This window comes from Micromonospora lacuserhaii, from assembly GCF_036902735.1.
GTDB lineage: Bacteria > Actinomycetota > Actinomycetes > Mycobacteriales > Micromonosporaceae > Micromonospora.
Genome location: NZ_JBAKHO010000072.1, coordinates 1 through 24034 on the forward strand (window position 1 = coordinate 1; position 24034 = coordinate 24034).

Here is a 24034-nt window from a genome sequence, read left to right on the forward strand (position 1 = left end):
CGGCGGCGGCGGCCGGCCGGCGGGCGGCGGGGTCTACGGCGGCGGCGGTGCGCCGGGCGGTGGCGGGCCGGGTGGTGGTCGCCCCGGCGGCCCGCCGAACGGCGCCGTGCCGAACAACGGCGGTGGCCCCCGCGGCGGCGGTGTCTACGGCGGTGGCGGGCGGTCCGAGCCGCCCCGCCGCGAGCCCGGGCCGCGGGAGCAGGGGCACGGCCCGCGCCGCGACGGCGGCCCCGACGACCGGCGCGGCGGCCAGTACGGCCACGGCCAGCGGCCCGGTCGGGGCGAGCGGTACTGATCGGACGAGAACGAGGGGTGACCGCCGACCGGCGGTCACCCCTCGTTCGTCAGGTGCTCAGATCCGGCGCAGCACGGCGACGACCCGGCCCATGATGGTGGCGTCGTCACCGGGGATCGGGTCGAAGGCCGGGTTCTGCGGCATCAGCCACACGTGCCCGTCCCGCCGGCGGTAGGTCTTGACGGTCGCCTCGCCGTCGAGCATGGCTGCCACGATGTCGCCCGCCTCGGCGGTCGGCTGCTGGCGGACCACCACCCAGTCGCCGTCGCAGATCGCCGCGTCGAGCATCGAGTCGCCCTTGACCTGGAGCATGAAGACCTCGCCCTCACCCACCAGCTCGCGGGGGAGCGGGAAGATGTCCTCCACCGCCTGCTCGGCGAGGATCGGGCCACCGGCGGCGATCCGGCCCAGCATCGGCACGTACGCCGGGGTGGGCCGCTGGGCGCGGCTCAGCTCGTCGTCGGCGGCGTCGCTGGGGGCCCGGACGTCGACCGCGCGGGGCCGGTTGGGGTCCCGGCGCAGGAAGCCCTTCTTCTCCAGCTCCTTGAGCTGGTAGGCGACGCTCGACGGGGAGACCAGCCCGACCGCCTCGCCGATCTCCCGGACGCTCGGCGGGTAGCCGTGCCGCTCGACCCAGCTGCGGATGAACTCCAGGATGCGACGCTGCCGCGCGGTGAGGTCGACCGTGGCCGGGTCGGGGAAGCTGCTGACCACCGGGGTGACCGACCGCACGGCCGGCTGGCCGGTGCGGCTGCGGGCAACGCGGGGGCGCCGAGTGGCCGGCGGACCCGCCTCGGCGATCGGCTGCGGGTTCTTCTGCCGGCTGGCCCGGTCCTCGGTCACGTCCGTCCTCCCTGGTCGGCGCTGGGTGCCTTGGCGGCTCGTGGTGCGTGCGGGGTGTCGCGGTGCCCGGTCCGGCGTTTCGCGCCGCGCCCGGTCGTTCATGACCGTATAGGTGAGATCGGTCATTTTCAAACATCTGTACGACGTGCCGTCGGCGTGTCGGACGGAAATCCTGGTATCTCGAACGCGCGTTCTGATAAATGGTACGTCCTCGTCGAACTGCTGTTCGACCGGTAGGCGCTTTCGGGGTAGCCGTCCGTTTCCCGGCTGCCGGCCGGACGGCCGGTAACCTCCCGGCGCTCCGGTCGGTTGGGAGGTCGGCGGCGGGCGCTCCGCTGGCCGTCGAGTTCTCCCGGGAGGGGGTGCGCCGAAGATCGTCTGAGGTGACGCGCCGGACACGCCGGCCAACTTGACCGCGACCGGTCGGCGGCCTACGGTCGACCCCTAGATGTAGTAGTCACATGGGCGTAAGTCGCCTACAGGTTGGGTTCGACTACCGACCGCACTCCCGTACCGTCGAGGACGGCGAGGGCCGCAGAAACCGGCCTCGCCGGGTCGAAGCGTGCCCGGGTGCGGGCGGCGCGCACCCAGGGTCGATCAAGGAGGTCAGGCGATGCGCTGTCCATACTGCCGACACGCCGACTCCCGGGTGGTCGACTCGCGGGAGGCCGACGACGGGCAGCTGATCCGTCGCCGCCGTTCCTGCCCGGAGTGCGGCAAGCGGTTCACCACGGTGGAGGAGGCCGTCCTCGCGGTGGTCAAGCGCAGCGGGGTGACCGAGCCGTTCAGCCGAACGAAGATCATCGGCGGGGTGCGCAAGGCGTGCCAGGGCCGGCCGGTCGACGAGGACTCGATCGCGCTGCTCGCGCAGAAGGTCGAGGAGACCGTACGGGCCAAGGGGGCCGCCGAGATCCCGAGCCACGAGGTGGGGCTGGCGATCCTGGGCCCGCTGCGGGACCTGGACGAGGTGGCGTACCTCCGCTTCGCCAGCGTCTACCGGTCCTTCGACTCGCTGGCCGACTTCGAGCGGGAGATCGAGACGTTGCGGGCACGGGCCCGCGAGGCCGGCGCGGTCGGGGCCGCAGGCCGTACCAGTTGAGTTTTTTCTGATTTCTGACAGTGACGACGCGCGGTGGGTGACCGCGCAGACGAGGGGGCGGATGAGATGGCGGGGGACGGCGTGACAACCAGTCGGTCGCGGGCCAAGGCCGGCGTGGGTTCGGCACTGAAGGTCCAGCGGGTCTGGACGACCGAGGGCGTGCACCCCTACGACGAGGTGGCGTGGGAGCGCCGCGACGTCGTGATGACGAACTGGCGGGACGGCTCGATCAACTTCGAGCAGCGCGGGGTGGAGTTCCCCGAGTCCTGGAGCGTCAACGCGGCCAACATCGTGACCACCAAGTACTTCCGGGGCGCGGTGGGGACCCCGGAGCGGGAGTGGTCGCTCAAGCAGCTGATCGACCGGGTGGTCACCACCTACCGCAAGGCCGGTGAGGAGAACGGTTACTTCGCCACCCCGGCGGACGCCGAGATCTTCGCGCACGAGCTGACCTGGATGCTGCTGCACCAGGTGTTCAGCTTCAACTCGCCGGTCTGGTTCAACGTCGGCACGCCGTCGCCGCAGCAGGTCAGCGCCTGCTTCATCCTGGCGGTCGACGACTCGATGGACTCCATCCTGGACTGGTACAAGGAGGAGGGGCTGATCTTCAAGGGCGGCTCCGGCTCCGGCGTCAACCTCTCCCGGATCCGTTCCTCCCGCGAGCTGCTCTCCTCCGGCGGCAACGCCTCCGGCCCGGTCAGCTTCATGCGCGGCGCGGACGCCTCCGCGGGCACCATCAAGTCCGGCGGCGCCACCCGGCGTGCAGCGAAGATGGTCATCCTCGACGTGGACCACCCGGACATCCAGGAGTTCGTGGTCACCAAGGCGCGCGAGGAGGACAAGATCCGCGCGCTGCGGGACGCCGGGTTCGACATGGACCTGGGCGGGGCCGACATCGTCAGCGTGCAGTACCAGAACGCCAACAACTCGGTCCGGGTCTCGGACGAGTTCATGACGGCGGTGGAGAACGACGGCGGTTTCGACCTGCGGGGCCGGCTCGACGGGGCGACCATCGAGACGATCAACGCGAAGAAGTTGTTCCGCGCCATCTCGCAGGCCGCCTGGGAGTGCGCCGACCCGGGCCTGCAGTACGACGACACCATCAACGACTGGCACACCTGCCCGGAGACCGGGCGGATCACCGCGTCGAACCCGTGCTCGGAGTACCTGCACCTGGACAACTCCTCGTGCAACCTGGCCTCGCTGAACCTGATGAAGTTCCTCCGTGCCGACGGTGGCTTCGAGGTGGAGAAGTTCGTCAAGTCGGTCGAGCTGGTCATCACCGCGATGGACATCTCGATCTGCTTCGCCGACTTCCCGACCGAGAAGATCGGTGAGACCTCCCGCGCCTACCGGCAGCTCGGCATCGGCTACGCCAACCTCGGCGCGCTGCTGATGGCGTCGGGTCTGCCGTACGACTCGGAGCAGGGCCGATCGGTGGCCGCGGCGATCACCTCGCTGATGACCGGCACCGCCTACCGCCGCTCGGCCGAGCTGGCCGGGGTCGTCGGCCCGTACGAGGGCTATGCCCGCAACGCGGAGCCGCACAAGCGGGTCATGCGCAAGCACGCCGCCGCCAACGACGCCATCAAGCCGGCCGGCACCGTGGCCACCGCCATCCAGCGGGAGGCCACCAGGCAGTGGACCGAGGGCAACAAGGTCGGTGACAAGTTCGGCTGGCGTAACTCGCAGGCCAGCGTGCTCGCGCCGACCGGCACCATCGGCTTCATGATGGACTGCGACACCACCGGCGTGGAGCCGGACCTGGCGCTGGTCAAGTTCAAGAAGCTGGTCGGCGGCGGCTCGATGCAGATCGTCAACCAGACCGTTCCGCGCGCCCTGCGCAGCCTCGGCTACCCCGAGGAGCAGGTCGAGGCGATCATCGAGCACATCGCCGACCACGGCCACGTGGTGGACGCCCCCGGCCTGAAGCCGGAGCACTACCCGGTCTTCGACTGCGCGATGGGCGAGCGGTCCATCGCCCCGATGGGGCACGTGCGGATGATGGCGGCCGTCCAGCCGTTCGTCTCCGGCGCCATCTCCAAGACGGTCAACATGCCGGAGCAGGCGACCGTCGAGGACGTCGAGAAGATCTACTTCGAGGGCTGGAAGCTCGGCCTCAAGGCGCTGGCGATCTACCGGGACAACTGCAAGGTCGGCCAGCCGCTCTCGGTGGCCAAGTCCAACAAGTCCACCGAGCCGGCGGCCGTCGAGGCCGCCCCGGTGGTGGAGAAGGTCGTCGAGTACCGGCCGGTGCGCAAGCGCCTGCCGAAGAAGCGCCCGTCGGAGACGGTCAGCTTCTCGGTCGGCGGCGCCGAGGGCTACCTCACCGCGTCGTCCTACCCGGACGACGGCCTCGGCGAGGTCTTCCTGAAGATGTCCAAGCAGGGCTCGACCCTGGCCGGCGTGATGGACGCCTTCTCGGTCGCCATCTCCATCGGCCTGCAGTACGGCGTCCCGCTGGAGACGTTCGTCAGCAAGTTCACCAACATGCGCTTCGAGCCGGCCGGCATGACCGACGATCCGGACGTGCGGATGGCGGCCTCGGTGATGGACTACATCTTCCGTCGCCTGGCGCTGGACTTCCTGCCCTACGAGCGCCGCGCCGAGCTGGGCATCTTCACCGCCAAGGAGCGGGCCGCGCAGCTGCGGGCCGAGGCCGAGGCGGAGAGCGCCTCGGTCAGCGGCGCGGAGCTGACCGCGATGGCCTCCTCGGCTCCGCTGGAGTCTCCGGAGACGAAGACCGGTCCGATCGCCCAGCCGGCCCAGGAGATGGTCGAGGTGGCCGCCGCCAAGCCGGCGCCTGCGGTGGGCTCCTCCACCGAGCTGCTGGAGGCCGTGATCGGCAAGGCCGCCGACGCGCCGCTCTGCTTCACCTGCGGCACCAAGATGCGGCCGGCCGGTAGCTGCTACGTCTGCGAGGGCTGCGGCTCCACCAGCGGCTGCAGCTGACGTACGACCGATCGGGCCCCGGGCGTGTGCGCACGCCCGGGGCCCGATCGCGTCGTCAGGGCCGTACGGTGATCTGCTCCGCGACGGCGATCACCTGTTCTGAGGTGACGGAGAGAACTGCGATCATCGAGGCGTGACGACCGCTGGAAGGTACGCCCAGTTCGCCGCCCGGGAGGCGCGTGGCGTGTCGCCCACGTACGAGCGGCTCGCCCTCGCGGTCGCCCGCGACGAGGAACTTCTCGCGCTGCTCGGCACGCTCCCGCCGGCCAGGCGGCAGCCGCAACTGCTGTTCGCCGTCGTGCGGTGGCTCGGCGGCCCGGTCGACGACCCGGCGGCGTTCCACGACTTCGCGGTGGAGCGCTGGCCGGTGATCCGGGCGGGGCTGCGGACCCGGGCCACCCAGACGAACGAGGCGGGGCGGTGTGCCGTGCTCCTGCCGGTGCTCGCGGCGCTGCCGCAGCCGCTCGCGCTGCTGGAGGTCGGCGCCTCCGCCGGGCTCTGCCTCTACCCCGACCGGTACGCCTACCGGTACGGCGACCACCGGGTCGGGGCGGGCGAACCGGTCCTGGAGTGCGCGGTCACCGGGATCGCGCCGCCCGCCGGGCCACCCGAGGTGGTGTGGCGGGCCGGTCTGGACCTGAACCCCCTGGACGTGACCGACCCCGCCGACGTCGCCTGGCTCGAGGCCCTGATCTGGCCGGAGCACCCGCACCGCCGCGCCCGTCTCCGGGCGGCGGCGCGGGTCGCGGCGGCCGACCCGCCGCTGCTCGTCCGCGGGGACCTGGTGGACGACCTGCCGGCGCTGGCCGCGCGGGCACCCGCCGGGGCGACGCTGGTGGTGTTCCACAGCTCCGTGCTGTACCAGGTGCCGGCGGCGCGGCGGCAGGCGTTCGCCGCAGTGGTGCGCGAACTGCCCGGTCACTGGGTCGCCAACGAGGCGGCGGAGGTGCTGCCCCACGACGCCTTGCCGGAGCCACCGGGCGAGGCGTTGCACAACGTGCTCGCGCTGGACGGACTGCCGCTCGCCTGGACCCGGTCGCACGGCCAGGCGATGACCTGGTTCGGCTGACCAGCACGGCGACGCGGGCGTTAACGCGCCGGGCTCGTCGGCGGCACGTCTTCGGTTCCGGCGTGCGGCCCGGACCGGTTGCTGTCACGAGCGATATGCCTCTGCGTCATAAATATGACGCTGAGGCATATCGCTCTCCGCGAAGAGCGGCAGGGCGGAGGCTACGGAGGGTCACCCCCGCTCGTGGCGTCCGTCGACCTGCTGACCCGGACTGATCGGGGCGGCCGGCGACGTCCAGCCGGTCGGCGAGGACGTCGGCGGGGCAGGTGAGCAGGTCCACCCGGGCATGCGACCGCCTCCGTAGACTCGCCGACGATGAGTGGCGAGCGACTTCCGCTGGCGGACCGGCCGTTGACCGAGCCGCATCCCGCCCGGCTGCCCCTGGACCACCCGGAGCGGGCGCGGATCCTCGCCGCGCACACCGCCGCGCTGGCCGCCGGGGAGGCCGGCTACCTCGACCCGGGCAGCGGGCTCTTCGTGCTCAGCGCCGGCTTCCTGGCCCGCCGGGGCACCTGCTGCGGTCGCGGCTGCCGGCACTGCCCGTACGTCGACGACTGATACGAGGAATCCGGGGTCAGCGCGGTGGGCGTAGTCCGGCGATGAGGAGCTCGACCAGTCGACGCGCGTCGTAGCGAGGGTCGCTGTCCGCGCCTATGCACAGGTTCCCGACCCCGCGCATGAGCTCGTAGGCCTCCACGTCGGCGCGAATCTCGCCCGAGGCGGCCGCGGCGTCGAGCAGTTGGGAGCACACGGGCACGAGCCGATCGAGGAAGTAGGCGTGCAGGGCCTCGAACTGGGCATCGTCTGACCGCAGCGCGGCGGCCAGTCCGTGCTTGGTCACGAGGAAGTCGACGAACAGGTCGATCCATCGAGCCAGTGCGGCGTACGGGGTGGTCGCGCTGTCGAGGCAGGTCGCGCCGGCCTCGGCGCACGCCTCGACCTGGTGCCGGTAGACGGCGACCACCAGATCCGCTCGCGTCGGGAAGTGGCGGTAGACCGTGCCCACCCCGACGCCCGCCCGGGCGGCGATGTCGCGCACCGGCGCCTCGATGCCCGAGGTGACGAAGACCGCTGCGGCGGCGTCGAGCAGAGCGCTCTCGTTGCGTCGGGCGTCGGCCCGCCTACGGGGGGCCTGCCCTGCCACGTCCGTCACTCCGGCGCCTCCTCTGCCGCTTCCTGATCATCCGCCTTGTTAAACGGAAGCATGTTCCGTATGGTTAACGGAACACGGTTCCGTCTGCCCATGATGGCACGGGGACGAGGGATCACCCAGCCAGGGCCGCAGTCACGTGCGGCCGCCAGGAAGGAACGCGCTCATGCAGTACCGCACCTTGGGCCGCACCGGTGTGCAGGTCAGCACTCTCGCGCTCGGCACGATGAACTTCGGCAAGATCGGGAACACCACCCAGGACGAGGCCACCGCCATCGTCGACGCCGCTCTCGAAGCGGGGATCAACCTGATCGACACCGCCGACGCGTACGGCAACGGCCAGTCCGAGGAGATGGTCGGCAAGGCCATCGCCGGACGACGCGACGACATCGTGCTGGCGACCAAGGCGAACATGCCGATGGGTGACGACCGCAACCAGCGGGGCAGCTCACGGCGCTGGCTCGTCACCGCACTGGAGGACAGCCTGCGCCGGCTCGACGTCGACCACGTCGATCTCTACCAGGTCCATCGGTGGGACCCGACCACCAGCGACGAGGAGACGCTCTCGGCGCTGACCGACCTGCAGCGGGCCGGAAAGATCCGTTACTTCGGCACCTCGACCTTCCCGGCCTACCGCCTCGTCCAGGCCCAGTGGGCCGCCCGCGACAATCACCTGAGCCGGTACGTCACCGAGCAGCCCAGCTACTCCGTCCTCCAGCGCGGGATCGAGGCTCACGTTCTCCCCGTGGCCGAGCAGTACGGGCTGGGGGTCCTGGTCTGGAGCCCGCTGGCCTCGGGCTGGCTGTCGGGTGCGGTCCGCGCGGGCCGGGAGGTCACGACGAACCGGTCCACGTTCATGCCGCAGCGCTTCGACACCGCCATCCCGTCGAACCGGGCGCGGCTGGACGCCGTCGAGCAGCTGGCCAAGGTCGCCGACCAGGCCGGTTTGACCATGATCCAGCTCTCGCTCGGGTTCGTCACCGCGCATCCCGCCGTGACCAGCGCGATCATCGGCCCCCGAGCGCTGGACCACCTGAGCTCCCAGGTCGCCGCCGCTGACACCGTGCTCCCCGCCGACGTGCTCGACGCGATCGACGCCATCGTCGCTCCCGGTGTCGACCTGGCCGCGCACGAGAAGAACGACACCCCTCCCGCCCTGCTCGACTCTGCCCTGCGGCGCCGCTGATGCCGCCCACGTCGGCGACGCCCTAATCCGGATGCCGCCGGGAAGGCCGTACCCCTAGCGTGTGGCGGTGACCCGCCAGCTGGAGATGCCCGCCCCTACCGCGCCCGTGCCGCTGTGGCGCAGCCGGAACTTCGCCCTGCTCTGGGGCGGACAGACGGTCAGCGAGGTGGGTACCCGGATCTCCGGGGTGGCGGTGCCGCTGCTCGCGGCGGACGGGCTGCGCGCCGGCGTCTTCCAGGTCTCGATGTTGACCGTCCTGGCCTGGCTGCCGTACCTGCTCTTCTCGCTCCCGGCCGGCCTGCTCGCCGACCGGGTGGACCAGCGGCGGCTGATGGTCGCCTGCGACCTGGGCCGGGCGGCGCTGATGCTGTCGCTGCCGGTGGTCGCCCTGGTCGGTCGCCTCACCCTGCCCCTGCTGTACGTCGTCGTCGGGCTCTCCGGCGTGCTCACCGTGCTCTTCACCGTGGCGTACAAGAGCACCCTGCCGCAGCTCGTCCCGACCGACCAGTTGGTCGCCGGCAACGCCCGGCTCACCGTCAGCCAGGATGCCGCCTCGCTGGTCGGGCCGAGCATCGGCGGCGCCCTGACCGGGCTGATCGGCGCGGCCCGGACGTTCCTCGGCACTGCGGCAGCCTTCCTGGTCAGCGCGGTGACGCTGCTGCTGATCCGGCCGCCGGCGCGGGACCGGTCGGCCACCGCCGGTCCGGTGCCGCTACGGGCCGCCCTCACCGAGGGGCTCGGCTTCGTCCGCCGCCAGCCGATCCTGCTGAGCATCCTGGCCTGCACCAGCACGTCGAACTTCTTCGCCGTCGGCACCAGCTCGCTGGAGGTCAGCTTCCTGGTGCGGGAGCTGCACGCCGCCCCGGCGGCCGTCGGGCTGGTGCTCTCTCTGGGCGCGACGGGTGGCCTGCTCACCGGCGTGTTCGCCGACCGGCTGTCCCGTCGGGTCGGCTCGGCCCGACTGATCTGGGTGGCGATGGCCGTGCCGGGGCCGCTCTACCTGCTGGTCCCGCTGGCCCGTCCCGGTTGGGGTCTCGCTCTCTACGTCGTCGGGCTGGCCGCGTTCTCGGCCAACGTGGTGCTCTACAACGTGTCGATCCTGTCGTACCGGCAGCGGATCACCCCGCCGGAGCTGCTGGGTCGGGTCAACGCGGCGTTCCTCTGGGTCTGTTTCGGGGTGGTCCCGCTCGGCGCGCTCTTCGGCGGGACGCTCGGCGACCAGTGGGGGATGCGGCCGGCGCTGGTGGTGTGCGCCCTGGGCACCTGGAGCGCGTCGCTCTTCGTGGTCTGCTCTCCACTGCGGAGGATGCGCGACCTGCCGGCGGACTGAGGGGCCGACCGGGGGGTTCCGTCCGGCGGGGGCAGCCCGTACGGTGTCCGACGGACATCCGGCGGGCCTCCGCCGACGATCGCGGAGGTTCCACGTGTACGCGCGGATCTGGCTCGCCGCCACGGCGGTCCTGCTGACCACCGGTTGCGGGGCGGAGCAGGGGACACCGGTGGCGCTGCCCGAGGCGGCGCCGGTGCGGGTGGCGGCGGTGGCGGCCTCGTCGGGCGGCGCCTGCAAGCTGCTGGACTTCACGGTCATCGCGAAGCACACCGGCGGCCGCTTCGACGTGGCGGCGGCCAGCGACCGGGGCGACACCCACACCTGCGTGGTCCGCTCCGCCTCCGCCACCTGGCCGGAACTGGCCCTGGCGGTCACCGACACCTCGATCGACGTGCCGACCTTCACCGCCGACGTCCGCCCCGACGGGGCGGCGACGGTGCCGAAGCTGGGTCAGGTCGCCTACCGCCGGACGCTGCCGAAGGCCGGGACGCACGGGCCGGTGGCCGAGGTGGGCTGGCTGGCCGCCGAGGACCGGCTGGCCACCCTGCGCTGGACGTTGCGCCCGACCGCCGCGAAGTCGGAGGCGGACGCTCAGGCCGGCAAGCTGGTCGTGCTGGCCCGGACGCTCAACACCCGAGCGATGTGAGCCGACGCCGGCGCGAGCCGGCGGAATCCGCCGCCCGGGCCGGCGCCCGGGTCAGTGGGCGGCGACGAACACCCGGGAGGCGACCTCGCGGGGGAGCCGGACCCGCTCGCCCGAGCGGTCGATGAACACCCCGTCGCGTTCCTGGGCCACGGTCACCGTGGCGCCCGGGTCGACCCCGGCGGCGTGCAGCTGGCGCAGCACGTCCGCGTCGGTCTGCACGCTCTCGCAGATCCGCCGGACCACGACCTGGCCGGTGAGGCCGGGGAACGCCAGGTTGCGCTCGCCCTCGATGCTGTCGGCGGCCTCGGGCTCCGGCGAGCCCAGCTCCTCCAGCCCCGGGATCGGGTTCCCGTACGGCGAGCGGGTCGGTCGGTTGAGCAGGTCGTAGACCCGCTTCTCGACCGCGTCGCTCATCACGTGCTCCCAGCGGCAGGCCTCCTCGTGGGCCTCCTCGTAGGGCATCCCGATCACGTTGACCAGCAGCAGCTCGGCGAGGCGGTGCTTGCGCATCACCGACACGGCGCTGTTGCGGCCCAGCGCGGTCAGCGCCAGGTGCCGGTCGCCCTCGACGGTGAGCAGGCCGTCGCGCTCCATCCGGGCGACGGTCTGGCTGACGGTGGGCCCGCTCTGCCGCAGCCGCTCGGCGATCCGCGCGCGCAGCGGCGGCACACCCTCCTCCTCGAGTTCGAGGATGGTGCGCAGGTACATCTCGGTCGTGTCGACCAGGTCATGCTTCACGTCAGCGGCCTCCCGGGGGTCGATGCTACCCCTCGCCCCCGACGGTCGACGGACGGCGAACCGCGAGGTCGCTGCCCGGATGGTGTTGACTGGGCACCATGTCCGGTACCGAGACGCCGCTGATCGAGGCCGACCAGCTCGCCGCCGCGCTGGCCCAGTCCGACCCGCCGACCCTGCTCGACGTGCGCTGGCGGCTGACCGGCCCGCCCGGCCGGGACGACTACGCGGCCGGCCACCTGCCCGGCGCGGTCTTCATCGACCTGGACACCGCGCTCTGCGGCCCGCCGGGCGCCGCCGGCCGGCACCCGCTGCCCGACCCCGTCGCGCTCCAGGCAGCGCTGCGGGCGGCCGGCGTCCGCGCCGGTCACCCGGTGGTGGTGTACGACGGCGGTGACGGCATGGCCGCGGCCCGCGCCTGGTGGACCCTGCGCTGGGCCGGGCACCGGGAGGTGCGCCTGCTGCACGGCGGCTGGCCGGCCTGGGTGGCCGCCGGGCTGCCGACCTCCACCGACGTGCCGACCCCGCCACCCGGGGACGTGACCGTCCGCCCCGGCGCCCTGCCGGTGCTGGACACCGCCGCGGCGGCGCAACTCGCCGCCGCCGACGAAGGGGTCCTGCTCGACGTGCGGGCCGCCCCCCGCTACCGGGGCGAGACCGAGCCGATCGACCCGGTCGCCGGGCACGTTCCCGGCGCGGTCAACCTGCCCGCCCCGGCGTACGTCACCGAGGGGCGCTTCCCGGCCGCCGAGGCGCTGCGCGAGCGGTTCGCCCGGGCCGGGGTGACCGGCGGCGCGCCGGTCGGGGCGTACTGCGGCTCGGGGGTGACCGCCGCGCAGGCCGTGCTGGCGCTGCACCTGGCCGGCCGGCCGGACGCCGCGCTCTACGTCGGCTCCTGGAGCGAGTGGGTGGCCGACCGGGACCGCCCGGTGGCCACCGGGGAGGAACCGCCGCGCTGAGTCGCGCGTGCGGTGGGCGGCCGGCGGCCCGCGTGCGACGATGGCCCCATGTCGGACGACACGGTGGTGGTGTGGGACGAGTCCCTGCTCGCCTACGACATGGGGGAGCACCCCCTCGACCCGGTACGCGTCGAGCTGACCGTCGCGCTGGCCCGCGAGCTGGGCGTCCTCGACCGCCCGGGGGTGCGCCTGGTCAAGCCGGAGCCGGCCGACGACGCGCTGTTGACCCTGGTGCACGACCCGGGCTACCTGGACGCGGTGCGCGCCGCCCCGGCCGACCCGCTCTTCGCCGGCTTCGGGCTGGGCACCTCGGACAACCCGGTCTTCGACGGGATGCACGAGTCCAGCGCACTGATCGTCGGGGCCAGCGTGGCCGCCGCCGAGGCGGTCTGGCGGGGCGAGGCCCGGCGCGCGGTCAACGTGGCCGGCGGGCTGCACCACGCCATGCCGGCCCGGGCGGCCGGGTTCTGCGTCTACAACGACCCGGCGGTGGCCATCGCCCGCCTGCTCGACCTGGGCGCCGAGCGGATCGCCTACGTCGACGTGGACGTGCACCACGGCGACGGCGTGCAGGCGGCCTTCTGGACCGACCCGCGGGTGCTGACGATCAGCCTGCACGAGACCCCGCTCGCGCTCTTCCCCGGCACCGGTTTCCCCGACGAGACCGGTGGCCCGGGCGCCGAGGGGAGCGCGGTGAACGTGCCGCTGCCGCCCGGCACCGGCGACGCCGGCTGGCAGCGCGCCTTCCACGCGGTCGTGCCCTCGGTGCTGCGGGCGTTCCGGCCGCAGATCCTGGTCACCCAGTGCGGCGCCGACGGGCACCGGGTCGACCCGCTGGCCGACCTGCACCTGTCCGTGGACGGGCAGCGTGCCACGTACATCGCCCTGCGGGCGCTCGCCGACGAGCTCTGCGAGGGCCGCTGGGTGGCCACCGGTGGCGGCGGGTACGCCCTGGTGGAGGTGGTGCCCCGGGCCTGGGGCCACCTGCTCGCGGTGGCCACCGGCGATCCGCTGGACCCGGCCACCCTCACCCCGCCGGCCTGGCGGGAGCTGGCCCAGCGGCGGCTGCCCGGGCGGGAGGTCCCGCTGCGGATGACCGACGACGTCGACCCGACGTACCAGCCGTGGCAGCCCACCGGCGAGCCGAACTCGGTGGACCGGGCCGTCGCCGCCGTCCGCAAGGCGGTCTTCCCACTGCACGGGCTCGACCCGCACGATCCGCGCGACTGAGCCGGTGGCCGGGGGAGGGGACCGACCGGTGACCACAGTCGACCAACCGGTGGACGTGCTGCTCAGCGACGGCAGCGCCGTCCAGCTGCGACCGATCCGGCCGCAGGACGCGCCGGAGATCGTGGCGATGCACTCGCGCTTCTCCGAGCGCACCCGCTACCTGCGCTACTTCTCCCCGTACCCGCGCATCCCGGACCGGGACCTGCAACGCTTCGTCAACGTCGACCACCGCGACCGGGAGGCGTTCGTGGTGCTCGCCGGTGACCGGATCGTCGCCGTCGGCCGGTACGAGCGGCTCGGCCCGGATTCGCCGGAGGCCGAGGTGGCCTTCGTGGTGGAGGACGACTACCAGGGCCGGGGGATCGGCTCGGTGCTGCTGGAACACCTGGCCGACGCGGCTCGTCGCTACGGCCTCGTGCACTTCGTCGCCGAGGTGCTGCCCAGCAACGGCGCGATGCTGCGGGTCTTCTCCGACTTCGGCTACCAGGTCCAGCGCCAGTACGCCGACGGCGTGGTGCACCTGAGCTTCCCGATCGCGCCGACCGAGGCCACGCTTGAGGTGCAGCGCGGCCGGGAGCACCGCACCGAGGCCCGCTCGATCGCCCGGCTGCTCGCCCCGCGGGGCATCGCCGTCTACGGGGCCAGCGCCACCGGGCAGGGCGTCGGCGCGGCCGTGCTCGGGCACCTGCGCGACGGTGGCTACGCCGGCGCGATCGTCCCGGTGCATCCGAGCGCGGCGACCGTCGCCGGGCTGCCCGCGTACCCCTCGGCGGCCGACGCCGGCGCGGAGATCGACCTGGCGGTCGTCGCGGTGGCCCCCGACGCGGCGCCCGGGGTGGTCGCCGATGCGGCCGCCGCCGGCGCGCACGGCCTGGTGGTCATCTCCGCCGGCTTCGCCGAGGCAGGCGGCCAGGGCGCGGCCGCCCAGCGCGCGCTGGTCCGCGCGGCGCACGCGGCGGGCATGCGGGTCGTCGGCCCGAACTGCCTGGGGGTGGCGAACACCGACGAGAAGGTACGCCTCAACGCCACCCTCGCCCCGGTGCTGCCCGCCCCCGGCCGGGTCGGCCTGTTCAGCCAGTCCGGCGTGTTCGGGGTGGCGCTGCTGGCCGAGGCGTCCCGGCGCGGCCTGGGCCTGTCCAGCTTCGTCTCGGCCGGCAACCGGGCCGACGTCTCCGGCAACGACCTGCTCCAGTACTGGCAGGACGACCCCGGCACCGACGTCATCCTGCTCTACCTGGAGACCTTCGGTAACCCGCGTAAGTTCGCCCGGCTGGCCCGGCGGATCGGCCGGGACAAGCCGGTGGTGGCGCTCGCCTCGCTGGCCCGGCCGGCCGGCCTCGGCGACGGGCCGGCCCTGGACGAGGCCGCGGTCAGCGCGCTCTTCGCCCAGTCCGGGGTGATCCGGGTGGACACCGTCGCCGAGCTGCTCGACCTGGGCGTGCTCCTGGCCCACCAGCCGCTGCCCGCCGGGCCCCGGGTCGCCGTGGTGGGCAACTCCTCCGCGCTGACCGGTCTCGCCGCCACCGCCTGCGCCGCCCAGGGGCTCACCCCCGCCGAGGGGTACCCGCGCGACGTCGGTCCGCACGCCGGGGCCGCCGAGTTCGCCGCCGCCCTCGCCGAGGCGACCGCCGACGAGCGGGTGGACGCCCTCGTCGCGGTCTTCGCGCCGCCGCTGCCCGGGCAGGTCACCGTCGAGGAGGCGGACTTCACGGCCGCGCTGCCGGCCGCGCTGGCGGCCGGTAAGCCGACCGTGGCCACCTTCCTCGCCGGTCGGGTGCCGGCCGGGGTGCCGGCGTACCCGAGCGTGGAGGAGGCGGTCCGGGCGCTCGCCCGGGTCACCGGGTACGCCGCCTGGCTGCGCCGGGATCCGGGGACCCTGCCGGAGCTGCCCCGGGTGGACCGGCTGGCCGGGCAGGCCGCGCTCCGCGCCGACGCCTCCGACCCGTCCGGGCTGCTCGGGGCGTACGGGATCGACCTGGTGGAGTCCGCCCCGGCGGCCACCGTGGACGACGCGCTCGCCGCCGCCGAGCGGCTCGGCTGGCCGGTGGCGCTCAAGGCGGCCGCCCCCGGCCTGCGGCACCGCCTCGACCTCGGCGCGGTACGCCTCGACCTCGCCGACCCGGCCGCGCTGCGTCGCGCGTACGCCGAGATGACGCCCGTCTTCGGCGCGGACGTCCTGGTCCAGCCGATGGTCCCGCCCGGGGTGGCCTGCGTGGTGGAGCTGGTGGAGGATCCGGCGTTCGGGCCGGTGGTCGGGTTCGGCCTCGGCGGGGTCGCCACCGAGCTGCTCGGCGACCGGGCCTGGCGGGCGGTGCCGCTGACCGACCGGGACGCCGCCGAGCTGGTCGATGAGCCGCGGGCCGCGCCGCTGCTGCGCGGGCACCGGGGCGCCGCGCCGGTCGACCGGGCCGCTCTGGTCGACCTGCTGCTGCGGGTCGGCCGGCTCGCCGACGAGCAGCCCCGGGTCCGGTCGCTCACCCTCAACCCGGTGCTGGCCCGCCCGGACGGCATCTCCGTGCTGCACGCCGCCGTCGGGGTGGGCTCGGCCGGCGCCCGCCCGGACACCGGCCCCCGCCGGCTCTGACCGGCCGTCAGCCGCGGGCGGAGATCTGCTGGACGGCCCAGGCGTTGCCGTCCGGGTCGGCGAAGAAGACGAAGCCGACGTTGTCCAGCGGGTGCGGGACGGGCCGCGGGTTGGCCCCCATCACCTGGATCTCGCTCACCTCGACGCCGCGCTCCAGCAGCTCCGCCCGGGCCTTCTCCAGATCCGCCACGACCAGCTGGAGGCCCTTGAGCGAGCCGGGCGGCATGTCCGGTACGGCGCCCCGGCCGATCACGATCGAACACCCCGAGCCGGGCGGGGTGAGCTGCACGATCCGTACGTCGTCGCCGATGCGCGTGTCGTGGTCGACGTGGAAGCCGAGCCGGTCGGCGTAGAAGGTCTTGGCCCGGTCCACGTCGGAGACCGGTACCACCACCACTTCCAGGGTCCAGTTCATACCCCCGACCCTGCTCCCTCCCGGCGCGGTGTCAAGGGCGGCACGCGACAGGCCCCGGCGAACCGCCGGGGCCTGTCGGTCGTACCGGGTCAGCAGGCGTACGCCTCCAGGCGCTGGGCGCGCTCCGGGGCGCGCAGCTTCAGCAGCGTCACCTTCTCGATCTGGCGGATCCGCTCCCGGGACAGGCCGAACTCCTTGCCCACCTCGTCCAGGGTGCGCTGCCGGCCGTCGTCCAGGCCGAACCGCAGCCGGATCACCGCCTGCTCCCGCTGGGAGAGGGTGGCCAGCACGATCCGCACCTCGTTGCGCAGCTCGCCGTTGGCGGCCGCGTCGCCCGGCTCCTGGCGCGGGTCGACCGCGGCCACGAAGTCGCCGAGCGCGCTCTCGCCGTCCTCGCCGACGGCCTGGTCCAGGCTGACCGGCTCCCGGTCGTACGAGATCAGCTCGATCACCTGGTACTCGGGGATCTCCAGGGCGGTGGCCACCTCGGTCACCGTGGGCTCCCGGCCCAGCGTGACCGACAGCTCCCGGCGGACCCGGACCATCCGGTTGACCTGCTCGACCATGTGCACCGGGATGCGGATGGTGCGGGCCTGGTCGGCCATCGCCCGGGTGATCGCCTGCCGGATCCACCAGGTGGCGTAGGTGGAGAACTTGTAGCCCTTGGCGTAGTCGAACTTCTCGACCGCGCGGATCAGGCCGAGGTTGCCCTCCTGGATCAGGTCGAGGAAGGCCATCCCGCGACCGGTGTAGCGCTTGGCGATGCTCACCACCAGCCGGAGGTTCGCCTCGAGCAGGTGGTCCTTGGCGGCGCGGCCCTGCGCCACGATCAACTCCAGGTCGGCTCGCAGGTCGGCGGAGACCGGGGTGCAGGTGGAGAGCTTCTCCTCGGCGAACAGCCCCGCCTCAATCCGCTTCGCCAGCTCCACCTCCTGCGCGGCGGTCAGCAGCTTCGTCCGGCCGATCCCGTTGAGGTACGCCCGCACCAGGTCGGTGGAGATTCCGCGCTCGTCGGTGGCGTCCAGGTCGACCAGGGTGTCGGCGCCGGCCTCGGCGTCGATGGTGGCGGCCGGGCGCGTCTGGTTCTCGATCATCTGCAGGGCCATCTCTGTCTCTCCCCGTGTCCGCTTCTGTGCCGCGTACCGGCCCCAGTGGCGCCGGTGATGCACAGCTTTCCAACCGGGGCGTGAAACGGGAGTGAGGCGATCGGGGACCCGACAGCAATCCGAACGCGCGAACGTCCCGCGGTTGCTTGCCCGCCCCGGTTACCGTGCCAGCGGTCGGCCACCGGGGCCGGCGTCGAGGTGACGGAGGACGCGGTGGTCTTCAAGCGGCTGATGCAGGCGATGGGGGTCGGTGGACCGTCGGTGGAGACGGTGCTGACCAACCCGAACTGCCGTCCGGGCGGTCAGCTGGAGGGCCGGATCCAGGTGGCCGGCGGGGACCATGCCGTCGACGTGGCGTACGTGGCGCTGGGGCTGGTCACCCGGGTCGAGGTGGAGAGCGGCGACTCCGAGTACCAGAGCGACCAGGAGTTCGGCCGCCAGCAGGTGACCGGCGCGTTCCGGTTGGAGGCGGGGCAGCGCTACGACGTCCCGTTCCGCTTCGACGTGCCCTGGGAGACCCCGCTGACCGACCTGTACGGGCGGCACCTGCACGGCATGACCATGGGGCTGCGGACCGAGCTGGAGGTGGCCCGGGCGGTCGACTCCGGTGACCTGGACCCGGTTGCGGTGCACCCGCTGCCGGCGCAGGAGCGGCTGCTGGAGGCGTTGCTGCGGCTGGGCTTCCGGTTCGCCCGCGCCGACGTCGAGCGGGGGCACATCTACGGGGTACGGCAGAGCCTGCCGTTCTACCAGGAGATCGAGTTCCACCCCGCGCCGCAGTACGCCGGCGCGATGAACCAGCTGGAGGTCACCTTCGTGACCGACCCGCAGCAGGTGCAGGTGGTGCTGGAGGTGGACAAGCGCGGCGGCCTCTTCACCGAGGGCCGGGACGCCTTCGGCCGCTTCACCGTCGACCACGCCACCGCGGACCGCACCGACTGGGCCGCCCAGCTCGACGGCTGGCTCCGCCAGTCCCTGTCCCGCCGCGGCCTCTTCTCCTGACCGCCTTCACCTGACCTCGTTGATCATGAGGTTGACGGCGGACTCGATCTCGCTGAGTGCCGTCAACCTCATGATCAACAAAAGGTCAGAGGTCCAGGAGGAGGGTGCGGGGGCCCACGTTGGTGCTCTCGACCAGCATGTGGGTGCGGAAGCGGCCGGTCTCGACCTTGGCGCCGCGGGCCCGGAGGGCCTCGACGACCTCGGTGACCAGCGGCTCGGCGACCTCGGCGGGGGCGGCGGCGGTCCAGCTGGGCCGGCGGCCCTTTCGCGCGTCGCCGTAGAGGGTGAACTGGCTGACCAGCAGGATCGGGGCGCCGGTCTCCGCGGCGGAGCGGTCGTCGTCCAGGATGCGCAGCTCGTGGACCTTGCGGGCCATGGTCTGCGCCACCTGCGGGGTGTCCGCGTGGGTGACGCCGAGCAGCACCAGCAGGCCGTCGGCGATCTCGCCGACCACCTCACCGTCGACGGTGACGCTCGCCCGGCTCACCGTCTGCACCAGGGCCCGCATCAGCGCACCGCCCCGATGCCGTGCGGCCCGGCGGCCCGGAGCGCCGCGCGAGCGGGCCGGCCCGCCGGCGACGTGGTGCCGGCCGAAGTCGCCCAGCCGGGCGTCACGCCGTCACCGGCTCGATGATGCCGCGCTCCACCAGGTGCGCCACGATCGGAGCGGCCGCCTCGGCCAGCTCGTCCGGAGTCACGTCGTGCGCGGCGGCGAGCAGGGCGAGCTGGTCGCGCAGCGGCAGCCGGCCGTCGCAGCCGCCCACCAGCGCCAGCACCAGCGGGTCGATCTCCTCGCTCCAGCGCAGCCCGTGCGGCACCGCGAGGACCTGCCGGTCCACCGCCCAGCCTTCCTCGCCCATGGTGGCCTCCTGCCGCAGCTGGAGCCCCTCGGCGGCCCGGTAGCGCTCGGCGAGCAGCGCGTCGCTGTCGCGTACCCGGAGGAAGTCCTGGCGGTCGAACCAGGCGGCGATGTGGTCGCCCATCGGCGGCTCCACCCGCTGCCGCAGGTCCTCCACCCGGACCACCGGCTCGGCGTGGCCGGAGCGGCGCAGCGAGACGATGCCGAAGCCGATCGCCTCCACCTTGTGCGCGTCGAACCAGTCCAGCCAGGCGGCCATCCGGTGCGGGTCGGCCGCCTCGCCGACGTCGGTGAGCCACAGGTTGACGTACGCCATCGGGTCGGCGACCTCGCGCTGGATCACCCAGGCGTCCAGCCCGGTGCCGGCGAACCAGCCGGCCACCCGCTCGCCCCAGTCCTCGCCGGCGACGTGCACCCAGTTCGCCAGGTACTGCATGGTGCCGCCCTCGGTGAGCAGGCCCGGCGCGGCGGCGGCCAGCTCCGCGCCGATCGCGTCGCCGACCCGGCCGGAGTCCCGGTAGACGTGCGTGGTGGTGCCCGGGCCGACCACGAACGGCGGGTTGCTCACCACCAGGTCGAAGCGGCGCCCGGCGACCGGCGCGACCATGTCGCCGCGCAGCAGCTCCCAGTCCTGGCCGTTGAGCGCGGCGGTGGTGGCGGCGAAGCGCAGCGCCCGCTCCGAGAGGTCGGTGGCGGTGACCCGGCGGGCGTGGGTGGCCAGGTGCAGGGCCTGGACGCCGGAGCCGGTGCCGAGGTCGAGCGCGGTCTCCACCGACCGGCGGACGGTCGCCCCGATCAACGTCTGGGTGGCCCCGCCGATGCCGAGCACGTGCTCGCTGTGCAGCGGCCGGCCGGGTCGGGCGCTGGCCGGCACGTCGGCGAGCACCCACCAGTCGTCCCCGTACGGCTCCAGGTCGACCGCGGCCCGCAGCCCGTCGCCGTGCCGCTCGACCAGCCCGCCCGCGAGGGCCTCCTCGACGGTGAGCGGGGCGAGCGCGGCCGCGACGCTCTGCTCCGACTCCGTCTGGTCGCAGATGAACACCCGGATCAGCGTGCCGAGCGGGTCGCGGTCCTCGGTGGCGCGCAGCGCGGCGCGGAAGTCGTTGCGGGCCGCCCCGCCGGTCGCCTGCGGGCCGAGCCGGTCGGCGATGCCGTTCGAGGTGAAGTTCGCCCGGGTCAGCGCGGTGCGCAGTGCCTCGACGCCGGCGGGGGAGAGCAGCATGTCGTGTTCCACGTCGCCATCCTGCCTCGCGCGCGACCCGAACTGGTCGGCACCCGCCACATCCATAACCCGACCTGCATCAATCGATTGTTATCTCTTCAATGTTCATCGATACGTCACTACGCTTTCCCCCAACATCCGTCGATGGGCGTTCCGGCGGCCCCCGCCCGCCCGAGCGCACCGGTAGGGAGACAGACGATGTCAGCCGTGCCCGTTCCCCGGCGCCGCGTGATCCGCGCGTTCGCCGTCTCGGCCGCCGCGGCGGCCCTCGCCGTCGCCGCCGCCACCCCCGCCGTGGCCGCGCCGACCGGCCAGATCCGCAACGCGAACACCCCCGGCGCAATCAGCGGCAGCTACCTGGTCGTGCTCTCCGGCGACGCCGTCGGCGCCGCCAACAGCCTCGCCGCCCGCAGCGCCGTGCCCGACCGGGCCGCCAGCCTGACCCGGTGGTACGGCGGCAGCGTCGCCGACGTCTGGAGCGCCGCGCTCACCGGCTTCAGCGCGAAGATGACCGCCGGTCAGGCCCGCCGGCTCGCCGCCGACCCCGCGGTCGCGTACGTCGAGCAGGACCGGGTGCTCACCGTCCAGGGCACCCAGTCGAACCCGCCCTCCTGGGGGCTGGACCGGATCGACCAGCGCAGCCTGCCGCTGAACTCCAGCTACACCTACCCGAACACCGCCTCGAACGTCCGGGCGTACATCATCGACACCGGCATCCGGACCACCCATGCCGACTTCGGCGGCCGGGCCAGCTGGGGCACCAACACGGTGGACACCAACAACACCGACTGCAACGGCCACGGCACCCACGTCGCCGGCACCGTCGGCGGCACCAGCTACGGGGTGGCCAAGCAGGTCCGGCTGATCGCGGTGAAGGTGCTCAACTGCTCCGGCAGCGGCAGCACCACCGGCGTGATCAGCGGCGTCAACTGGGTGACCGCCAACGCGGTCAAGCCGGCCGTGGCGAACATGAGCCTCGGCGGCGGCGCCAGCAGCTCCCTGGACAACGCGGTGGCCAACTCCATCAACTCGGGGGTCACGTACGCGGTGGCGGCCGGCAACTCCAGCGCCAACGCCTGCAACTACTCGCCGGCCCGGGTCGCCACCGCGCTCACCGTGGGCGCCACCACCAGCAGCGACGCCCGCGCGTCGTACTCGAACTACGGCTCCTGCCTGGACATCTTCGCGCCGGGGTCGAGCATCACCTCGGCGTGGCGGACCAGCGACACCGCCACCAACACGATCAGCGGCACCTCGATGGCCTCTCCGCACGTGGCCGGTGCGGCGGCGCTGGTCCTCTCGGCGAACCCGTCGTACTCGCCGTCGCAGGTGGCGAGCTACCTCACCACCAACGCCACCACTGGCAAGGTGACCAGCCCGGGCAGCGGCTCGCCGAACCGGCTGCTCTTCGTCAGCTGACCTGACCCGGACGGGCGCGGCCCGGTGGACACCACCCCTGTCCACCGGGCCGCGCTCCGTCGTGCGGCGGGCGGTCAGCCCACCGGGTGGACGGGACGCGGAGCCGGTCCGGCGACCGGGGCGGGTACCGGCTGCGCCGGCCAGGCCCGGGCCGCCCCCTCGACCCGGACCGCCACCTCGGCGCCGACCGGGGCGGGTTCGTGCTCGTCCCAGACCCGGGCGGTGACCCGGGTGCCGTCGGCGAGCCGCAGGGCGACCAGCGCGTCGTGGCCGTGGAAGTCGTGCCGCAGCACCGTCGCGGTGACCGCGTCGACGCCCCCGGCGGGTGCCAGGCGGAGCTGCTCGGGTCGGACCAGCACGGTCACCGGCCCGTCCGCGGGTGCGCCGGTGATCGGCAGGGCGCCCAGCGGGGTGCGCGCGACACCGGCGGAGGCCACCGCCGGCAGGAGCACCGCGTCGCCGACGAACCCGGCCACCCACTGGTCGGCCGGTTCCCGGTAGAGCGCCGTGGGGGAGGCGGCCTGCACCACCCGGCCGGAGCGCAGCACCACCACCCGGTCCGCCACCGACAGCGCTTCGCCCTGGTCGTGGGTGACCAGCACGGCGGTCGCCCCGTCGGCGCGCAGCGCCTCCCGGATGTCGTGCCGCAGGCCCGCGCGCAGCCCGGCGTCGAGTGCGCTGAACGGCTCGTCCAGCAGCACCAGCGAGGGGCGCGGGGCGAGCGCCCGGGCCACCGCGACCCGCTGCTGCTGGCCGCCGGAGAGCTGGTGCGGCATCCGGTCGCCGTACCCGGCCAGCCCGACCAGGGCCAGCACCTCGTCCACCCGGTCGCCGCGGCGGGCCGCCCGGTCCAGGCCGTACGCGATGTTCGCGGCGACGCTCAGGTGCGGGAAGAGCGCGCCCTCCTGCGGCACCACGGCGATCCGGCGCCGGTGTGCCGGCAGGTGGCGGCCGGGTCCGGCCACCTCGCGCCCGTCCACCCGGACCGTGCCGGCGTCGAGCCGTTCGAAACCGGCGAGGCAGCGCAGCAGGGTGGTCTTGCCGCAGCCCGACGGGCCGAGCACGGCGGTCAGCCCGCCGGCCGGGACGGTCAGGTCCACCCCGTCCAGCGCGGTCACCGGGCCGTACCGCTTGACGACCCCGGTCAGCACGACCTCGCTCATCGGTCCTCCTTGTCGAGCAGGCCACCGCGGGCGACCAGCCACCAGGTGGGCAGCGCGGAGATGACGACCAGCAGCGCCGCGTACGGGGCGGCGGCCGCGTACGCCCCGACCGACGTCGCCGTCCACAGTTCGGTGGCGAGCGTGTCGGTGCCGGTGGGGCGCAGCAGCAGGGTGGCCGGGAGTTCCTTCATGCCGGTGAGGAAGACCAGCGCCGCGCCGGCACCGATGCCGGGCAGGGTGAGCGGCAGGGTGACGGTGCGCAGCACCTCCAGCGGCCCGCGTCCCAGTGAGCGGGCCACCTCCTCCAGCCCGGGCGGGGCCTGGGCGGCGGCCCCGGCCACCGCGCCCACGGCCAGCGGCAGGAAGAGCGTGGCGTAGGCGAGCGCCAGCAGCCAGGTGCTCTGGTAGAGCGGGTACGCCACGGTGATCCCGAAGAAGATCAGCGAGAGCCCGATCACCACGCCGGGCAGCGCGTGCGCCAGGTAGGCGAGCCGGTCCAGCAGGGTGGCCAGCGGCCCCGGCGCCCGGGCGGTGAGCAGCCCCAGCGGCAGGGCCAGCAGCATGGTCAGGGCGGCGCCGGCCAGCGACAGCCAGAGCGAGTTGCCGGCGGCGGCGGCCACCTCGGCCAGCGCGCCGGGGCGGGACACCCCGTCGACCAGCCGGCGGCCCAGGCTGACGGCGGGTACGCCGAGGGCCAGCGCGGCGACGGCGAGCAGGGCGGCCAGCGCCGGCCAGCGGGCCGCGCCGAGCCGTACCCGGGCGGCGGGAAG

The 24034-nt window shown here is 73.8% G+C and carries 21 protein-coding genes and 1 pseudogene; 13 read left to right on the forward strand and 9 right to left on the reverse strand.

Annotation, left to right across the window (positions count from 1 at the left end):
- Positions 1–295: pseudogene (locus V6U81_RS26860) on the forward strand (hypothetical protein); the annotation flags it as partial.
- A gap of 57 nt (positions 296–352) precedes the next feature.
- Here V6U81_RS26860 and lexA read toward each other — a convergent pair.
- Positions 353–1138 (reverse strand): transcriptional repressor LexA, encoded by a 786-nt coding sequence (gene lexA, locus V6U81_RS26865; RefSeq protein WP_334493404.1) that lies wholly within the window; start codon positions 1136–1138, stop codon positions 353–355.
- Between the two features lie 613 nt (positions 1139–1751).
- On the opposite strand from lexA, the gene nrdR reads away from it, so the two are divergent.
- The 4 genes from nrdR to V6U81_RS26885 all read left to right on the forward strand — a co-directional run bounded on the left by nrdR (position 1752) and on the right by V6U81_RS26885 (position 6816).
- Positions 1752–2237, forward strand: a complete 486-nt coding sequence (nrdR, locus tag V6U81_RS26870; RefSeq protein WP_334493408.1) for a transcriptional regulator NrdR — start codon at positions 1752–1754, stop codon at positions 2235–2237.
- Positions 2238–2303: 66 nt separating this feature from the next.
- The gene (locus V6U81_RS26875) at positions 2304–5189 is read left to right on the forward strand and encodes a vitamin B12-dependent ribonucleotide reductase (RefSeq protein ID WP_334493452.1); all 2886 of its coding nucleotides are present in this window, start codon (positions 2304–2306) and stop codon (positions 5187–5189) included.
- 133 nt (positions 5190–5322) lie between these two features.
- A complete protein-coding gene (locus V6U81_RS26880) occupies positions 5323–6258 on the forward strand; it encodes a DUF2332 domain-containing protein (protein WP_334493411.1) in 936 nt (311 codons plus the stop codon).
- 315 nt (positions 6259–6573) lie between these two features.
- Entirely contained in the window at positions 6574–6816 is a 243-nt protein-coding gene (locus V6U81_RS26885; RefSeq protein WP_334493415.1) for a DUF5522 domain-containing protein, read from the forward strand.
- A gap of 16 nt (positions 6817–6832) precedes the next feature.
- Here V6U81_RS26885 and V6U81_RS26890 read toward each other — a convergent pair whose 3' ends face one another.
- Entirely contained in the window at positions 6833–7411 is a 579-nt protein-coding gene (locus V6U81_RS26890; RefSeq protein ID WP_334493418.1) for a TetR/AcrR family transcriptional regulator, read from the reverse strand.
- 163 nt (positions 7412–7574) lie between these two features.
- Here V6U81_RS26890 and V6U81_RS26895 point away from each other — a divergent pair, with 163 nt between their 5' ends.
- The 3 genes from V6U81_RS26895 (at position 7575) to V6U81_RS26905 (ending at position 10570) form a co-directional block, all read left to right on the forward strand.
- Positions 7575–8594 (forward strand): aldo/keto reductase, encoded by a 1020-nt coding sequence (locus tag V6U81_RS26895; RefSeq protein WP_334493421.1) that lies wholly within the window; start codon positions 7575–7577, stop codon positions 8592–8594.
- 67 nt (positions 8595–8661) lie between these two features.
- On the forward strand, positions 8662–9924 hold the full coding sequence (locus tag V6U81_RS26900) for an MFS transporter (RefSeq protein ID WP_334493424.1): 1263 nt from the start codon (positions 8662–8664) through the stop codon (positions 9922–9924).
- A gap of 94 nt (positions 9925–10018) precedes the next feature.
- Positions 10019–10570, forward strand: coding sequence for a hypothetical protein (locus tag V6U81_RS26905; protein ID WP_334493425.1), 552 nt, complete (start codon positions 10019–10021; stop codon positions 10568–10570).
- 51 nt (positions 10571–10621) lie between these two features.
- On the opposite strand, the gene V6U81_RS26910 is transcribed toward V6U81_RS26905, so the two are convergent.
- Complete coding sequence (locus V6U81_RS26910) at positions 10622–11308, reverse strand: iron-dependent transcriptional repressor DtxR (RefSeq protein WP_334493427.1); 687 nt, start codon at positions 11306–11308, stop codon at positions 10622–10624.
- Positions 11309–11406: 98 nt separating this feature from the next.
- Between V6U81_RS26910 and V6U81_RS26915 the strand changes: the two genes are divergently transcribed.
- The 3 genes from V6U81_RS26915 to V6U81_RS26925 are packed head-to-tail and all read left to right on the forward strand — an operon-like array spanning position 11407 to position 16078.
- Positions 11407–12264 carry a sulfurtransferase gene (locus tag V6U81_RS26915; protein WP_334493429.1) on the forward strand — a complete coding sequence of 286 codons (858 nt, stop codon included), beginning with the start codon at positions 11407–11409 and terminating at the stop codon, positions 12262–12264.
- 48 nt (positions 12265–12312) lie between these two features.
- Positions 12313–13494 carry an acetoin utilization protein AcuC gene (locus V6U81_RS26920; RefSeq protein WP_334493430.1) on the forward strand — a complete coding sequence of 394 codons (1182 nt, stop codon included), beginning with the start codon at positions 12313–12315 and terminating at the stop codon, positions 13492–13494.
- Between the two features lie 28 nt (positions 13495–13522).
- Positions 13523–16078 (forward strand): bifunctional acetate--CoA ligase family protein/GNAT family N-acetyltransferase, encoded by a 2556-nt coding sequence (locus V6U81_RS26925; RefSeq protein ID WP_334493433.1) that lies wholly within the window; start codon positions 13523–13525, stop codon positions 16076–16078.
- Positions 16079–16085: 7 nt separating this feature from the next.
- Here V6U81_RS26925 and V6U81_RS26930 read toward each other — a convergent pair whose 3' ends face one another.
- Positions 16086–16493: a VOC family protein gene (locus tag V6U81_RS26930; protein ID WP_334493436.1), complete on the reverse strand. Its 408-nt coding sequence runs from the start codon at positions 16491–16493 to the stop codon at positions 16086–16088.
- A gap of 89 nt (positions 16494–16582) precedes the next feature.
- Entirely contained in the window at positions 16583–17599 is a 1017-nt protein-coding gene (sigB, locus tag V6U81_RS26935) for an RNA polymerase sigma factor SigB (RefSeq protein WP_420884096.1), read from the reverse strand.
- A gap of 213 nt (positions 17600–17812) precedes the next feature.
- On the opposite strand from sigB, the gene V6U81_RS26940 reads away from it, so the two are divergent.
- Positions 17813–18601, forward strand: coding sequence for a sporulation protein (locus V6U81_RS26940; protein WP_334493458.1), 789 nt, complete (start codon positions 17813–17815; stop codon positions 18599–18601).
- Positions 18602–18686: 85 nt separating this feature from the next.
- Here V6U81_RS26940 and dtd read toward each other — a convergent pair whose 3' ends face one another.
- Together dtd and V6U81_RS26950 are read right to left on the reverse strand one after the other, a co-directional pair.
- Positions 18687–19109 carry a D-aminoacyl-tRNA deacylase gene (dtd, locus tag V6U81_RS26945; protein ID WP_334493440.1) on the reverse strand — a complete coding sequence of 141 codons (423 nt, stop codon included), beginning with the start codon at positions 19107–19109 and terminating at the stop codon, positions 18687–18689.
- Positions 19110–19212: 103 nt separating this feature from the next.
- Positions 19213–20682 carry a DUF7782 domain-containing protein gene (locus V6U81_RS26950; protein ID WP_334493461.1) on the reverse strand — a complete coding sequence of 490 codons (1470 nt, stop codon included), beginning with the start codon at positions 20680–20682 and terminating at the stop codon, positions 19213–19215.
- 198 nt (positions 20683–20880) lie between these two features.
- Between V6U81_RS26950 and V6U81_RS26955 the strand changes: the two genes are divergently transcribed.
- Positions 20881–22101 (forward strand): S8 family peptidase, encoded by a 1221-nt coding sequence (locus V6U81_RS26955; protein ID WP_334493443.1) that lies wholly within the window; start codon positions 20881–20883, stop codon positions 22099–22101.
- Between the two features lie 74 nt (positions 22102–22175).
- Here V6U81_RS26955 and V6U81_RS26960 read toward each other — a convergent pair whose 3' ends face one another.
- The gene (locus V6U81_RS26960; RefSeq protein ID WP_334493447.1) at positions 22176–23264 is read right to left on the reverse strand and encodes an ABC transporter ATP-binding protein; all 1089 of its coding nucleotides are present in this window, start codon (positions 23262–23264) and stop codon (positions 22176–22178) included.
- A partial coding sequence (locus V6U81_RS26965; protein ID WP_334493450.1) for an ABC transporter permease occupies positions 23261–24034 on the reverse strand: 774 nt, incomplete at its 5' end. The genes V6U81_RS26965 and V6U81_RS26960, both read right to left, overlap by 4 nt.

Excerpts from the sequence above, each read along its gene's own strand:
- nrdR (WP_334493408.1), top strand. The coding sequence starts at position 1,752 with ATGCGCTGTCCATACTGCCGACACGCCGACTCCCGGGTGGTCGACTCG.
- V6U81_RS26930 (WP_334493436.1), bottom strand. The coding sequence starts at position 16,493 with ATGAACTGGACCCTGGAAGTGGTGGTGGTACCGGTCTCCGACGTGGAC.
- V6U81_RS26885 (WP_334493415.1), top strand. The coding sequence starts at position 6,574 with ATGAGTGGCGAGCGACTTCCGCTGGCGGACCGGCCGTTGACCGAGCCG.
- dtd (WP_334493440.1), bottom strand. The coding sequence starts at position 19,109 with ATGCGGGCCCTGGTGCAGACGGTGAGCCGGGCGAGCGTCACCGTCGAC.
- V6U81_RS26955 (WP_334493443.1), top strand. The coding sequence starts at position 20,881 with ATGTCAGCCGTGCCCGTTCCCCGGCGCCGCGTGATCCGCGCGTTCGCC.
- V6U81_RS26960 (WP_334493447.1), bottom strand. The coding sequence starts at position 23,264 with ATGAGCGAGGTCGTGCTGACCGGGGTCGTCAAGCGGTACGGCCCGGTG.
- V6U81_RS26915 (WP_334493429.1), top strand. The coding sequence starts at position 11,407 with ATGTCCGGTACCGAGACGCCGCTGATCGAGGCCGACCAGCTCGCCGCC.
- V6U81_RS26920 (WP_334493430.1), top strand. The coding sequence starts at position 12,313 with ATGTCGGACGACACGGTGGTGGTGTGGGACGAGTCCCTGCTCGCCTAC.
- V6U81_RS26895 (WP_334493421.1), top strand. The coding sequence starts at position 7,575 with ATGCAGTACCGCACCTTGGGCCGCACCGGTGTGCAGGTCAGCACTCTC.
- V6U81_RS26875 (WP_334493452.1), top strand. The coding sequence starts at position 2,304 with ATGGCGGGGGACGGCGTGACAACCAGTCGGTCGCGGGCCAAGGCCGGC.
- sigB (WP_420884096.1), bottom strand. The coding sequence starts at position 17,599 with ATGGCCCTGCAGATGATCGAGAACCAGACGCGCCCGGCCGCCACCATC.
- V6U81_RS26950 (WP_334493461.1), bottom strand. The coding sequence starts at position 20,682 with ATGCTGCTCTCCCCCGCCGGCGTCGAGGCACTGCGCACCGCGCTGACC.